Source organism: Pantoea stewartii, from assembly GCF_011044475.1.
Lineage (GTDB): Bacteria > Pseudomonadota > Gammaproteobacteria > Enterobacterales > Enterobacteriaceae > Pantoea > Pantoea stewartii.
The window spans coordinates 3,208,756-3,222,639 of sequence record NZ_CP049115.1 but is presented as its reverse complement, the minus strand read 5'-3'; the positions used below and the strand labels follow the sequence as shown (position 1 = coordinate 3,222,639).

The following is a 13,884-nucleotide window of genomic DNA, read 5'->3' as shown; positions in this document are numbered from 1 at the left end:
GCGCTTTATTCAGCAAAAATACGCTATCGTTTGGAAATGTATTTTTCTGCCCGATAAACGGCGGTTGACCATTGTTAAGTCATTTTTACAATACGGCCTACGCTTAACCGTATCGGCTCGCCCGCGCGACTGCCGCTAATGAGTCAACCGACAGGCTGTAACATTCATGAAAATCATCTCAATCCAGTATCTGCGCGGCCTTGCTGCGTTACTTGTGGTACTGGCGCACAATTCATCGCTGTTAGAGGGTCACTGGACCCGACACATTCCAGGCGCGCTGGGCGTGGACGTGTTCTTTATTATCAGCGGCTTCATCATGACCTTCATTACCCATCAGTTTAACGAAGCCCCGACCTCATTCATGGTGAAACGCTTTTTCCGCATCTGGCCGGTCTTCTTTGTCGTCTGGCTGTTGTCTTTCGCGGTGGTGTATCACGATCGCTCTCTTCACGATATGTCCTGTGCGCTCTATTTCTGTCTGCAGGATTACAGCAGCGCCGGACCGACGTTTGGATTCAGCGCGTTAGGGCCGCCCTGGACGCTGTCTTACGAGATCCTGTTTTACGCCGTTTTCACCGTAGCGATGTGCATCAACTACCGCTATCGCAGCTACCTTTGTGCACTGATTTTCATCGTCTCCAGTGTGGGATTTCAGCTTTACTACAACGGCAGTTTTGACTTTTCCTCACAGGTTTCGCCGCATCTGACGGTGACGCACTGGTGGCAGGCGTGGATTAAGTTAATCAGTAACACTATCTGTATGGAGTTCATCCTGGGGATGCTGCTGGCAGAATTGCTGGTGAAACGTAAGCTACCGGAACTGGATAACAGAATGCGCCGACTGCTTCAGGCAGGGCTGGTGCTGGCGGTCATTACCGCCCTGATCACAGGACCTCAGCCCTTTGGCCTGCACGGCGGTTTCTGGCTGGCCGCCGCCATCATGATCATGACGGTGATGCTGAGCTACCGTGCCGACACCGGTCACAACCGTACGCTGATTTTCCTGGGGGATATCTCATATTCGCTGTATCTCATCCACTATCCGCTCATGGTACTGCTGATGAACAGCCTGGCAGATAAAGCCTGGACAGATAACCTTATGATTTTCGTACTGTCGGTCAGCGCCAGCGTGGCGCTGGCGTCGGTGATGTTTTTCTACATTGAAAAGCCCGCCATCAAAGCAGGTAAGCGCGTCGCCCGCTGGTTGTCTGCCCCGCTGACGCTGCATCGCAGTTCGTAATCCGGTAAACACAGTGGCCTGAACCGGTCACTGTGTTTGTTGTACTCAACACGCTGCCAGGATAACGGGCGTGAGGCTTGCCCGGCGCAACACCGGGCAAGAATACCGACTCAGAACAGCACGGAGTAGTTCAGACCAAACGTCCGTCCCCGGCCTTTGTACTGATACAGCGACGGTGAACCATAGGTCGGGCTGTAGTACAGCGGCGCGCGCTGGCCCCATACCGTGGTGTAATCACGATCCAGCAGGTTTTCCACGCTGAAGCTCAGCTTGCCGACAGGCAGTTCATAGCTGCCAATGAAATCAACAGTGGTGTAGCCGTTGATGTTGTAGCCCGCGTCGTCGCTGAGATTAAACGAGGTAGTGCTCTGCACCTTCAGGCTCCACGGATCCGGCGACCAGCCAACATAGGCGGTCGCTTTTGACGGGCTGGCGACTTTCACGTCATATTTTCGCCAGCTGCCATCCACTTTGGACTCGGTTTTGAGCACGTTGAAGTTCGCTCCGGTGCTCCAGTCGGTGTCCGGGATAAAGTAATCCACGGCCCCTTCCACCCCGTAAATGCGGCGCTTATCGTCAACCACGCTGATCGTCAGGTCCTGATTCTGCTGCACATTCTTGTCTGACAGCGAGTAATAGGCGCTGAGCTGCGTACGCAGATTATCGCCGGTATAGCGCCAGCCCAGTTCCCATGAATCGACTTTGATGCCCTGCAACTTGCTGGCATCCACATTAACGCTGTTGGTCAGCGGGAGATTGCCGTTAACCGCCCGGCCATAGGTGCCGCGCCCGTAATATTTGCCTGGATCGGGCAGCTCAACGCCCTGCGAGAAGTTAAACCAGGCCTGCTGCCGCGCCGTGATATGCATCAGGATACCGGCGTTATACAGGAAGTTATCGTAATCGGTAGAGCCGCCTGGAATCGCATCGGCGGAGCGCGCGGTACCGTTGGCAATCGCCTGCTGCTGAGCGTAACCGACGAAATCATCCACCTTGTTTTCGGTGTACTGATAGCGCACACCGCCACTCAGCGTAAACGTCTCATTGATGTCGTAGCTGGACTGCAGGAAGGTCGCCAGATTAGTAATGTCATAACCCGGATAACGGCCCGTGGTGTAGATGCTCTGGTTGTTCAGCCCGCCCGAGGCGGCCGACTGGCCCAGATCAAAGAACATCTGGTTGGAACTGAAACGCTCATGATCGGCGTCTACGCCGTAGGTCAGCTGCAGCCCATCGACCGGCTTACTGGTGATCGCCAGCTTACCGCCGTACTGATCGGTGTTTTGCTCTGAGGAGGACAAACTGGTGACGCGTCCGCCGGACACCGTGGGGAACGGATAAAACGCCAGTGACTCGTCCCGGTAGTAAACCTGCCCCACCAGCTCCTGACCAAGAAAATCAGTATTGGAGTACTGCAGGCTGACCAGATGGCGTTCGGTGCCGGGAAGGCGGTCGGAGTTCAGCCCTTTGCGGGTGTACGCGGTGCCTCCGCCCGTTACTGCGGAGAAGTTACGCCCAAGATAGAGGCCATAATCGTCATCGCCCTGACTTTTGTAGTACTGCGTGACCAGCTGCAGTTGCTGGTGGTCATCAATCTCCAGCGTGCCGGTGCCCATAATATCCAGACGATCGGAATACTGCAGGCCCGTCTGGGTATTGTCCATCAGCAGTGAATCGCCCTTGCCATCATACCAGCCGCCAAACTTTTGGTAGGCAACGGACAGGCGTCCGGAGGCACGATCGGTGCCGCCGGAGAGGGCAGCCGCCACGCGTTCATCATGGTCTTTGCTACTGTTGAATCCGGTTTTGGTGCCGGTTTCAAACTCAAACTGGGTCCCTGGCTGGCCTTTTTTGGTCACGATATTGATCAGGCCACCGGTACTGCCGCCGCCGTATAGCGAGGTGGAACCGGAGATCACTTCAATATGATCGATATTAAACGGATCGATGGAATCCAGCTGACGGCTGTCGGTACGCGAGGAGTTAAGGCGTACGCCATCTACCAGCACCACAATAGCGCGACCACGCATGTTCATACCGTAGTTGGTGCGGCCCTGGCTACTGACGTCCAGGCCCGGTACCAGCTGTGCCAGCGCATCTTTAAACTCTTTTCCGCCCTGGACCTGTTGCTCCAGTTCGGCCCCTTCAATCACCCAGGTGGTCTGTGCCATTTCCGCCACGGTGCGGTGCGTACGGCTGGCGGAGACAACCATTTCATTCTCACTGGTTTGCTGTGCCACCGCCGGTGCCATCATGGCTAATAACAGCGGATTAAGCAGCCAGATATTTTTGTTTTTAGTCTTCATCGTCGTTCCTGCATGCGAGGTTAAGGTTTACCCCAAGGACTCGGTATAGTTTTGAGTGGATGCAGCACCCTGCTGCGGTTTTTCCCGGCTCGCGCTGCGCCACTGAATCAGGGCAGGCGGCGTGCTGAGATCGAACAAATCACGCCCCAGCGCGCGATTCAGAATACGGGCGGAACGCCAGGCCATCAGGCTGAGTTGCGGTTCAGCGATGCCGTGCGTTTGCATACTGGCGTTGACCGCAAAGATGTTAGTGTCCCTGGGTCCGTTCCACTCCAGCGTGAAATCTTCGCGCACGCTGAACGTGCACTCGTCTTTCATGGTCAGGCGGCTCATCAACGGTGACAGTAGCTCGGGCAACGCCGGGCGATAACCGGTGGCAAAAATCACCACATCGCACTCAATCAGGTCATAACCCTGATCGAGCTGATGCTGTAACTGCACCTGCCAGCATTGCTGATGGCGGGTCAGTTCCACCACCGAGCGGCTGGGAAGCAGATGCGCATTGCGCGGCTGTCCCAGCACCTCAAAGCGATGATACAGCTCGCGATAAATCGTCAGCAGCGACGTTGCCGTAATGCCATCCGAAGTCATCTTTTGCTCATCCAGCATGGTCTGGCGCGCCTTCTCACTCAGGCCGACAAAGCTGGATACGTACTCAGGGGTGAAATATTCATTGGCAAAGGCCGCTTCATCCAGCGCGTTAAAGTTATTGCGGCGCGACACCCAACTGACATTCGCCGGTTCACCCCACTCTCCCCGGAAGGCGTTCAGGAACAGATCGGCACCGCTCTGCCCTCCGCCGATTACGGCAACGCGTTTGCCGCGCAGATCGGGCTTGCGCAGGCTCATCTCACTGGCGTGGAAACAGGTCGCACTGATGCGGTTGACGCACGGCGGCAGATAGGGTTGTTTACCAATACCAAGACAAATATTGCGTGCGTAGCGCTCACCGTCATGGCTGTGAATCACGAAACGCTGTTTCGTGTCGTCAAACTCGATGCGCTCCACCGTGTGATTAAAGTGCAGGTTATCCATGCCCTCGGCGGCCCAGCGCAGATAGTCAGAAAACTCATCCCGCGATACGGTTCGCAGCTCTGCCGTCATAAAGCGGTAGAATTTCTTACGCTTCACAAGGTAGTTCACAAAGCTGAACGGGCTGGTGGGCGCAACTGCCGAGACCAGATCCTTTAAGAACGAGGTCTGCATATGGCAGTCCGGCACCAGCATGCCGGGATGCCAGGCAAAATCCGGCCGACTGTCTAAAAACGCACTGGTAAAACCCTCGGCTTCGTGTGCCAGCGCCGCGATACTCAGGTTGAACGGGCCAATACCGATGCCAATAAAATCAACAGTGTTTGTCATGATTCAGTCCTTGGTGACCAGCCACAGCGGGTTTTGCAGATTTTCCAGGTAAGTGGGCAACATACGGCTCCCGCCATCCTGATCGGGCCAGGTGAGCTTTACCGGGTTCAGCACGACGCGAATGATTTGTGGCTTGAAGAGGGAGAAAAGCGCAAAGCGCGCCGACAGCTGCGGGTGCGCCTGCATGTAATCGCTCAACACTGCGGCAAGCAGTTGGTAAAAGCGCCGCTCGGGTACGCCAAGGCGCGCCATCAACGGCGAAATAAAACGCAGAACCGTAACAAAATGTCCGGTTTGCAGGTCATGAATCAAATAGTCCGCGCTCAGGCGGGCCGTGACATCACGGACCGCCTGAGGCAGAGAGGCCATCTCGGGAAAATCGTCCTTCACCAGCCGCATGTCGCCCTGAAAATCCTTCAGCAGGACGCGCTGCGGAATACTGTCTTTCATCGCCAGGGTAATATTTTGTCCGTGCGCGATCAGCGCCACGCCGTAACGGCACAGCAGGTGATACAGCGGCACGACGACCACGCGAAACATCTGACTGAGCCAGGCCTCGGCGCTCAGGCCCGAGCGGGCAATGTAGGCACCGATAAGCGGCTGTCCCTGCTCATCGCACTCCATCAACGTCGCCATCAGAATCGGCGTTTCGTCCTGATGCAGCCAGCGCGCAGGATTTTCGCGCCAGATCACGCCCAGCATTTCCTGGTAGCGATAGGGGGCTTCGGCCAGCGCGGCGTAACCTTGATGAGCGACATAGCCTGCGGCCGGTTCGCCCAAAATCACCGCCCCGCTTTGCTGCAACGTTGCATCAGTGGCAAAGATATGTTGTAACCAGCGCGAGGCCAGCGGGCCCGCCGCGATGTATTTGCCAGGAATGCCGCGATAGCAGGAGGTGTTGTAGATCGTCAGCGGCAGTTTGATATCCAGTCCGCCCTGACGGCTGGCGTTGGTCAGCGTGCGCAGTGACTGCTGTGCCAGCCACCGATCGCCAAACTCGCCCAGCGAGACCATTTTGCCAGTGGCCAGATCCGCGACAAAATCGAGTGCGATTTTTTGCTGCCATTGCCAGGGATGAACCGGTAACGGCAGCCAGCTGTCGTCCAGTCCCTGTGCCTGCCAGGCCTCGGTGAACCGGGCGTATTCGCCGTCATCCATCGCGGCATGCAGCAGTTGCTGGATGTCCAGCGCGCTGTCGCAGCGCCAGACCAGATGCTCACGCTGAACCGCCAGCCAGTGCAGGCGGAACGTGTTCAGGTATTCCGGGGCGTAGCGCGCCAGTGCCGCCAGTCCCCAGCCGCGTCGGCCTTTGTTGAAGACAAATTTGGGATGGCCGCTGAGCAGGCACTGCAGGCGGTCGGCATCCAGATCGATAAGCGCGTCCGCGCTCATTCCCTGACGCGCCTGCATAAGCTGAAGATCGCCGCGCAAGGTGGCGTAGAGATCCTGCATATGCTCCGCTACCGTGGCATCGCTCATCGACAGCACCGGCTGTAACTGGCAGAGCAGGGTCTGGGCCAGTACCGGCGTATCCGCACAACGCAGGCTTTGCGCATCGATCCATAGCCAGCCCCAGATGCCGCGCTCGGCGGTGAAGTGCCACTCAGCGCCCGGCAGGCTGATGCAGTAACGGTTATCGCCCTGCGCCTGGGCCTGAAAGACCTGCTCGTACTCCAGCTCGGCCAGCATTTTCGCCACCAGCTGACGGTTCACGGTTTCCCATGCGTGCGAATTCATCACAGGCCCACCTCGCTGAAGAAGCGGGCACGCTGGGTCATCACCAGGCGAGAGCGCTTGTGAGGGAAGTCGAACTCTTTAACGGTGGCATAGCCCGCAGGTGCCAGATGACGGAACAGGCGCTGATTATCAGCGCGTGGCTCCAGCACCAGGCGCTGGGTGTGCGGGTTATCCAGGAACAGGTAGTGGCTGATACCGCGCAGCCAGCTCTGTACATAGTGCGGTCCGCGCCACTGCGATTCGCCCACCAGCAGGTGCAGGCCGCGGTCATACGGCTGCCAGCTGTAGTGGCGTCCGATACGGTCTTCGGCGGCCCAGTAGATTTCAAAGTAGCTGAAAGGCGCATCATCAAAACAGCCAATCAGCGGAAAGGCATAGCTGCTGGTGAGCTGGCGTTGCAGGTAGGCGGTCTGCACCGCCAGCGATCCGCTCTGCTCCCAAAAATAATCCACGCGCGGATCGTTCATCCAGCGGGTGAACATCTCGGCATCCCGCGCAGGATCGGCCACGCGGAAACTCAGCGTCCGGCGCACGCGCGGATCGTAACGGCGATAGACTTCGCCTTGAGGACGCGGCGGACGCTGGGGGAAGTAAATCTCACGTTCGGCATCAAAGACCATCTCGCCGGACGCCTGCTGAGGCGGCGTGGACAGCCACAGCGGCAGTTGCCAGAACGCCTCGCGGTGCACGATATCGCTTTTCAGCGCGGCAAACAGGGCCAGCGCCTGCGGCTCTTCCCGCCATTCGGCATAGGGCAACACAATGGCGGAAAGCGACGGAGCCGCGATAAACATCTGATCCAGCGCATCACGCAACCAGCCTTCGGCAAGCGGGCCGGTATAATGCAGGACCGCACTGTTGTCCTGTCCCCAGCCCAGATTCAGGGCCTTACCAGACTTCTCGCAGCGCAAACCGTGGCCGCTGTGAACAATCGTTGCCTGAGACATTTAGCGCTCCTGGGAGAGAAGGGGATTGGTGAAGTTGAAGTAGATTACCGACGGATCGACGATGGTGTTTTCATTGTGATCGTGCAGGTAACAGAAGAAGTTGCCTTTCACATTCCAGTGCGGACTTTCCAGCACGTAATCGAGACAGTCCGTGTGCGTGACCTCGCAACGCAGCGCAGACAGCGCATCACGTACGCGCGCCATCAGGTGCGTTTCGCTGTCCATGCCCGCCGCGCCCAGTGCCGCCGTGACCGCAAATGTGGAATTCACTAACAGGTAATAGGGGAAATAGCGCAGCAGCTGTTCGCGGCTAAAGACGTTTTCTGCCTGCGCTTCGCTAATCTCATCCAGCCAGCCTGCGGCGTGCGGCATAAAGGCGCTGCCCTGGCAATCGCGATAGATCAGGCCAACCGGCAGGTCTTGTGCCATTTCCACCAGGATATTTTGCTGATGCGCTAACAGCACCAGTCCGTAATCGGCTTCGGCCGTAAACAGCGGTTTCAGCACCTGCTGGCAGTATGCGTCCACCCAGGCATGGGCGGCCTGTTGTTCGCTGATACGCAGGCGCTGGCTCAGGCGCTTAACCGCCGCCGTCAGCAGTGCGTCGCCGCCGTCCGGCGCGGACTGCGTCAGGGAAACCAGCACGTTGGTCTGACTCTGCGGCTGGTCGACAATCAGGTTTTCACGCAGTGCGAACAGGCTCTCTTCCCTGATCGTGCCCTGCATATCACGCAGCCCGGCCCAGCCGTCTTCCTGCATCACACGAAACGTCGGGAAACGCGCCTGCATCGCCTGCCAGCGCGCGGTCTGCGCCAGCCGCGCCAGCCGCATGCCGCGTTTGACTTCTTTCACCGATAAAGTGCGGACGGAGTTAGTGAGTCGCACGCTCAGCGAGAACTTGATCATGTCACGACTGGTCGCGCAATAGAGCGAGCGTGATGACGTGGTGGGCAGCCAGGATGTTCCCGCCTCACCCAGATCCTGTAGCAGCCCTTTATCCATCAGTTGCTGACACCAGCTCTGCTGCAGCAAATAGTCCGCCTGCCAGGGATGCAGCGGGAATAACCACCGCTGGTCCGTCAGCGCATGCAGCAGCTGCGGTGCGTTCTCGACCGCAAAACGCGTCAGGCGCTGCTGTAAGTTCAGTTTCAGGCTGTCGCCCGCCAGGTAGTCTTTATCCACCGCGAACCAGCGCAGCGGAAAATGCGGGGCAAAATCGGGCAGGTAGCGTCTGGCCTGCTGCGGCGTGAAAGGTTCGTGCGATTTGGGGGCAGGATGGAAAGCGTGCCCGACCAGCAGCGCCTGTTCGGCCTCGGCAAAATTGAGTGCGTTTTCGCGCAGGCCGCACCAGTCATGACGGGACGCCGCCGCTTCGCGGGTGTGGGCATGACTTTGCATTACGCGCTGGTAAAACGCCTCGCAGCCTGCGACGGGCAGCGCGTGCTGGTGTTGTAACTTATCGACAATCAGCCTGGCGACGGTTTCAAACGCCACCGGTTGGCTGCCACGCTGCGTCACCAGCCGGGCCGGAAAGACAAAACGGTGGTGCTGCGTCGGAGAAAAGTAAGCCACCTTAAAGTGTAAGGTCTGCTGTTCATCCAACGGGATCGTCAGTTCGGCGGGGTCACCCTGGCTCAACTGCCAGTCCCTGGTTTCACGGATCAGGGCGTTCAGGAAGCATTGTGCCGCCACGTCCCAGGCCCCGTCATGCGTTGATTGTATCATTATCAAACAATTTCCAGTCGTTATGATAATGCGAATTCTGCCGATAACAGTTCTCATTATCAACGACAATTGTTAGAATTGGCAGAATAAATTTTACAAATACATACAACAAAGATACGGGTTAGCAACATCGTGACATCTCCTGAACTGGCCATGACGCAAAAAAAAGCGTTAGCAAACTGGCCTTTAGCCATCAGCGCCGGGTTGCTGGGTGTGGGACAAAATGGCCTGCTGGTCGCGATTCCGGTGCTGGTTGCTCAGACCAGCCTGAGCCTGTCGGTGTGGGCAGGACTGTTAACGCTCGGCTCCATGTTGTTTTTGCCCGCGTCGCCGTGGTGGGGAAAGCAGATTGCCCGTCAGGGAAGTAAACCGGTGGTCCTGTGGTCGCTGGCCGGTTACGGCACCAGCTTTTTGCTGCTCGGTCTGGGCTGTGCGCTGCTGTCTGTGCAAGCCGTCAGCGCACCGATTGGATTAGGCATATTAATTATTGCCCGGGTTTTTTATGGTTTGATGGTATCGGCCATGGTGCCCGCCTGTCAGGTATGGGCGCTGCACCGGGCGGGCGAAGAGAAGCGCATGACGGCGCTGGCGACCATCAGCTCCGGCCTGAGCTGTGGCCGGCTTTTTGGCCCCCTCTGCGCGGCCGGAATGCTGGTGATTCATCCGCTGGCCCCGCTGGCGCTGTTGGTGGTGGCGCCGCTACTGGCGCTGGCCCTGTTGCTGCCGTTACAACGTTCGGCCCCGCAGCCAGCGGTGACGCGTAAAAACGCCCGCCTGCGCCCTCATTGCCTGCCCTACCTGCTATGCGCCCTGCTGCTGGCGGCCACCGTCAGCCTGATGCAACTGGGACTGTCTCCGGCGCTGGCCCGACAATTTGCCGGGCAGACGGCGGCGATAAGCCATCAGGTTGCCTGGCTGCTGAGCGTTGCCGCCATCGCGTCACTGGGTGCGCAGTTTCTGGTGTTGCGTCCGCAGTTACTGACGCCGCTTTCACTGTTAATCAGCGCCGGGATCCTGATGGCGCTGGGCCTGGGCATGATGCTGACCACGCCGCTCTGGCTGTTTTATGTCGGCTGTGCCGTGATGTCGTTCGGTGCGGCGCTCGGCACACCCGCCTATCAGTTGCTGCTCAACGACACGCTGGCAGACGGCGCCGGAGCAGGCTGGATCGCCACCAGTCATACGCTGGGCTATGGCTTGTGTGCCCTTTTGGTGCCAGTGATCACGCACTCGCACGGCGAAGCCGCGCTGATTGCCGCCGCACTCACTGCCGCCATGCTCTTTATTGCCCTGTCGGGGCTGATCTGGCGTTCACGATCAGCCTTATCGGCTCATTAACCACAAGGAACGACGATGGCTGACGTCCCTGCTTACCGCCTTTTTGAGGTCAAACTGGCCCGCAAACATCACCTTTCACCTTCGATGCTGAGCCTGGTGTTTAACGGGCCCGACGTGGCACAGATGAAATCGGATGCGCCCGACCAGCGGATTAAGATTTTGCTGCCTGCCGAAGATGGCAGCCTGCCCGACCTGCCCAATAACGATGAGTGGTACCAGACGATTCTGTCGCTGCCCAAAGCGCAGCGGCCGCTGCTGCGCACCTATACGCTGCGCCACCTGGATGTCCAACGTGAGGAGCTGACCATTGAGTTTGTCAGCCACGGTACAGAAGGCCCGGCCTCGGCCTGGGCCATCAACGCGAAACCGGGCGACAGCCTGGTGATCGTTGCGCCGAATGCGGCTTTTGAGGCCGACAGCGGTGGCTATGAATGGACGCCGCCAGACGGCCTGCGCAATGCGCTGCTGATTGCCGATGAAACCGCCTTGCCTGCCGCGAAAGGCATTCTGGAATTGCTGGCCCGCCAGCCCCATCCGCCCCGGGTTCAGGCTTTTTTTGAGGTGCCGGATGCTGAGGATTGCGTCGATTTACAGGCGTACGCGTTTGCCGACATTGTGTGGTTGCCCCGCAAACCTGCGTTTGCTTCACATGGTGAATGCCTGATCGCGGCAATTCAGTCCCAGGTCAGCGTACCCGATGGCGGCCAGCAGCAGGCCGTGCAGGAAGAGGAAGACGGTGAGTTACTGTGGGATCGTGCGCAGGCGCGCAACAATGAATTTTACGGCTGGGTGGCCGCCGAATCGACCGTCGTGAAACTGCTGCGTCGCCATCTGATTGGCGAGCGCGGCGTTGATCGCGAAGCGATTAACTTTATGGCGTACTGGGCCAAAAAGCGGGCACACTAATCGTCTTCTTAAGCGCATTTTATTCAGGGAAGCCAGCATGATTTCAGGACGTTGTTTATGCGGAACGGTGGTATTCAGGCTGACACAAAAGCCCAGTCATTTTTACCGCTGCCACTGTTCGCTGTGTCGTCGCCAGACCGGCACGGGCCATAATCTGGCGACGATCGTTAATGCAGACCACTTTCGCTGGTTGGCCGGTGAAACCTTTATCGCCAGCTGGCGTCGCCCGCAGGGATACCGCAATGACTTCTGCAGGAACTGTGGATCCACCGTGCCGAACGACTTACGTGACCGGCCGCTGATCTGGCTGCCGATTGGCCTGCTGGATGACGATCTTGATCTGCATTACGCCGGCGACTATTGCCTGGACGATGCCCTGTCGTGGAGCGGTCATCCGGTTGAAAACCGCCATCAGCAGGCTCCTGACTCGCTGGATGCCCTGCTTCACGCCCTGCACGTCACACCGTAAATCCAGTCCGCCGCGTAACTGGCTCACGAAAGCTGTGCCGTGGCGGATCGTCTGCCCGGCCCGTGGCGCCCGTTACGGTACGTCCGTTTGCGGTGCCGTTTTCAGCAGGTCAAGTAAGGTCGCGATGGGCGGATCCAGCATGATAATGTCTTTTTTAATCAGCAGATGCAGCGTGGTGGCGCGGCGCACCCCATGCCGAAGCGGCAATATCTTCAGGATGCCCTGTGCCAGTTCGTGACGGATGCGCTCCTGCGGAATCCAGCCATAGCCCACCTGATGCATTACCGCTTCTACCGCCGCGTCAATGGTTGAGAAAGACCAGTAATCGCCACTGCTGCTTTCATTCTGCACTGTAAAATGTTCGCGATCCGCAATGCGAATCAGCGAATACCGCGCCAGTTGTTCCTCATCCAGGTCTACGCCGCATTGATGCAAGGGGTGATCGCGGTGCGCCACCGCGACAAAATCCACGTTCATCAACCACTCGCCCCGCCCGGCCATATCCTGACGCTGGGTTACCACCATCACATCGGCCTCAGCATAATCGGTATCGGTTTCGAGCACTTCGGTGAGATTAATTTGCGTGTGTGGGTGGCGTTGCTGAAAGGTTTTCAGGACAGCGAACAGGCGGCGGCGCGGAAAGATGCTGTCCACCACCAGATCCAGTTTGGTTCTGACGCCGCTGCGTATGGCGCCCGCATACGCCTCCAGCGAATGAAACGCCTTAAGAAGCGGCCGCACCTGCGCCAGCAGCAATTCACCGGCGGGCGTAAGTACCGCTTTGCGCCCCTCAATGTGCAGTAAGGTGATGCCAATACGCTGTTGCAGCATGGCAAGATTGTAACTGACTGAGGACTGGCTGCGGTTGGTCAGGTCGGCGGCTTTTGCAAAGCTGCCTTCTTTCATAACCTTATCCAGCAGGCTCCATTGTTCCAGCGTGGTTTTATGCATCATCAATCCATTTTTTGAATGGTTTTCATCATAAATTAGCGTTTTTAATTCATAAAGTGAATGACTAAGCTGGATTCACCAACAGAGGAGAACGAAAGATGAGCAGCTTCGACAAACACAATCTTGACGGTTTCACAGGTAAACATCTGGTTTATACCTACGACAACGGCTGGAATTATGAGCTGTACATTAAAAACGAAGACACCATTGATTATCGTATCCACAGCGGGATGGTGGGCAATCGTTGGGTCAAAGACCAACACGTTTATATCGTCAGAGTCGCGGAAAATAGCTATAAAGTGTCCTGGACCGAACCTACCGGCACCAGCGTCAGCCTGATTGCCAACATGAGCGACAAGCTGTTCCACGGCACCATTTTCTTCCCACGCTGGGTCATCAATAATCCTGAACGTACCGTCTGTTTCCAGAACGACCATCTGGACGAAATGGCGAAATACCGCGATGCGGGCCCAACCTACCCAATCGAAGTGATCGATGAGTTTGCCACGATTACCTTTGTACGGGATGCCGGAAAAAATAACGAAGACGTGATTGCCTGCGCGGCAAGCGAGCTGCCGGCGAATTTCCCTGAAAACTTAAAATAGTCACCAGGCAGGAAAGGGGCTAAGCCCCTTTTTGTTCACCAAGACGCACACAGCAATACAATTCCGCCAATGCAAAACGGCCCGGTTGATCTTTACTGGCGGTTATCCCTGACCGGTTCCTTTCCCTTATCACGCCTCTTTTATCCTGTCCGGACACCCACCTCTGTCCGTACCCTCTCCCCGTACACCTGGCGCAAAACAGATCTGTGCACAGAACTTTTATGTGCCTCACACGAAGCCGATTGATAAAGACGGCAGATGCCGTCATCCTGCTTTAAAAGCCGGTAAGCACAGTTCG

At 57.5% G+C, this 13,884-nt stretch carries 11 protein-coding genes; 5 read left to right on the top strand and 6 right to left on the bottom strand.

Going from position 1 to position 13,884, the window contains the following annotated elements:
* Positions 1-166 precede the first annotated feature (166 nt).
* Entirely contained in the window at positions 167-1,240 is a 1,074-nt protein-coding gene (locus tag G5574_RS15215; protein WP_164482816.1) for an acyltransferase family protein, read from the top strand.
* A 110-nt stretch (positions 1,241-1,350) separates the two neighbouring features.
* On the opposite strand, the gene iutA is transcribed toward G5574_RS15215, so the two are convergent.
* From iutA to iucA, 5 genes are read right to left on the bottom strand one after another with little or no spacing between them, the layout of a single operon-like run.
* The gene (iutA, locus tag G5574_RS15210) at positions 1,351-3,546 is read right to left on the bottom strand and encodes a ferric aerobactin receptor IutA (protein ID WP_039339017.1); all 2,196 of its coding nucleotides are present in this window, start codon (positions 3,544-3,546) and stop codon (positions 1,351-1,353) included.
* A gap of 27 nt (positions 3,547-3,573) precedes the next feature.
* The gene (gene iucD, locus G5574_RS15205; protein WP_164482815.1) at positions 3,574-4,908 is read right to left on the bottom strand and encodes an NADPH-dependent L-lysine N(6)-monooxygenase; all 1,335 of its coding nucleotides are present in this window, start codon (positions 4,906-4,908) and stop codon (positions 3,574-3,576) included.
* Between the two features lie 3 nt (positions 4,909-4,911).
* Positions 4,912-6,645, bottom strand: coding sequence for an aerobactin synthase IucC (gene iucC, locus G5574_RS15200; RefSeq protein ID WP_164482814.1), 1,734 nt, complete (start codon positions 6,643-6,645; stop codon positions 4,912-4,914).
* Positions 6,645-7,592 (bottom strand): GNAT family N-acetyltransferase, encoded by a 948-nt coding sequence (gene iucB / locus G5574_RS15195; protein WP_164482813.1) that lies wholly within the window; start codon positions 7,590-7,592, stop codon positions 6,645-6,647. Before iucB ends, iucC begins: the two co-directional genes overlap by 1 nt.
* Positions 7,593-9,317: an aerobactin synthase IucA gene (gene iucA / locus G5574_RS15190; RefSeq protein WP_164482812.1), complete on the bottom strand. Its 1,725-nt coding sequence runs from the start codon at positions 9,315-9,317 to the stop codon at positions 7,593-7,595.
* Between the two features lie 132 nt (positions 9,318-9,449).
* On the opposite strand from iucA, the gene G5574_RS15185 reads away from it, so the two are divergent.
* Genes G5574_RS15185 through G5574_RS15175 form a run of 3 tightly spaced genes read left to right on the top strand, consistent with a single transcriptional unit; the run spans position 9,450 to position 12,030 of the window.
* The gene (locus G5574_RS15185; protein WP_110268063.1) at positions 9,450-10,655 is read left to right on the top strand and encodes an MFS transporter; all 1,206 of its coding nucleotides are present in this window, start codon (positions 9,450-9,452) and stop codon (positions 10,653-10,655) included.
* Positions 10,656-10,670: 15 nt separating this feature from the next.
* Positions 10,671-11,561: a siderophore-interacting protein gene (locus G5574_RS15180; protein ID WP_033739076.1), complete on the top strand. Its 891-nt coding sequence runs from the start codon at positions 10,671-10,673 to the stop codon at positions 11,559-11,561.
* A gap of 37 nt (positions 11,562-11,598) precedes the next feature.
* Positions 11,599-12,030, top strand: a complete 432-nt coding sequence (locus G5574_RS15175; protein ID WP_164482811.1) for a GFA family protein — start codon at positions 11,599-11,601, stop codon at positions 12,028-12,030.
* Between the two features lie 72 nt (positions 12,031-12,102).
* Here G5574_RS15175 and G5574_RS15170 read toward each other — a convergent pair whose 3' ends face one another.
* On the bottom strand, positions 12,103-12,981 hold the full coding sequence (locus G5574_RS15170; protein WP_164483242.1) for a LysR family transcriptional regulator: 879 nt from the start codon (positions 12,979-12,981) through the stop codon (positions 12,103-12,105).
* 98 nt (positions 12,982-13,079) lie between these two features.
* On the opposite strand from G5574_RS15170, the gene G5574_RS15165 reads away from it, so the two are divergent.
* Positions 13,080-13,586, top strand: a complete 507-nt coding sequence (locus G5574_RS15165; RefSeq protein WP_033739073.1) for a phenolic acid decarboxylase — start codon at positions 13,080-13,082, stop codon at positions 13,584-13,586.
* Positions 13,587-13,884 lie beyond the last annotated feature (298 nt).

Bases quoted from the DNA above. Each gene is read 5' to 3' on its own strand.
- G5574_RS15215 (WP_164482816.1), top strand. From the start codon at position 167: ATGAAAATCATCTCAATCCAGTATCTGCGCGGCCTTGCTGCGTTACTT.
- iutA (WP_039339017.1), bottom strand. From the start codon at position 3,546: ATGAAGACTAAAAACAAAAATATCTGGCTGCTTAATCCGCTGTTATTA.
- iucD (WP_164482815.1), bottom strand. From the start codon at position 4,908: ATGACAAACACTGTTGATTTTATTGGCATCGGTATTGGCCCGTTCAAC.
- iucC (WP_164482814.1), bottom strand. From the start codon at position 6,645: ATGAATTCGCACGCATGGGAAACCGTGAACCGTCAGCTGGTGGCGAAA.
- iucB (WP_164482813.1), bottom strand. From the start codon at position 7,592: ATGTCTCAGGCAACGATTGTTCACAGCGGCCACGGTTTGCGCTGCGAG.
- iucA (WP_164482812.1), bottom strand. From the start codon at position 9,317: ATGATACAATCAACGCATGACGGGGCCTGGGACGTGGCGGCACAATGC.
- G5574_RS15180 (WP_033739076.1), top strand. From the start codon at position 10,671: ATGGCTGACGTCCCTGCTTACCGCCTTTTTGAGGTCAAACTGGCCCGC.
- G5574_RS15175 (WP_164482811.1), top strand. From the start codon at position 11,599: ATGATTTCAGGACGTTGTTTATGCGGAACGGTGGTATTCAGGCTGACA.
- G5574_RS15170 (WP_164483242.1), bottom strand. From the start codon at position 12,981: ATGCATAAAACCACGCTGGAACAATGGAGCCTGCTGGATAAGGTTATG.
- G5574_RS15165 (WP_033739073.1), top strand. From the start codon at position 13,080: ATGAGCAGCTTCGACAAACACAATCTTGACGGTTTCACAGGTAAACAT.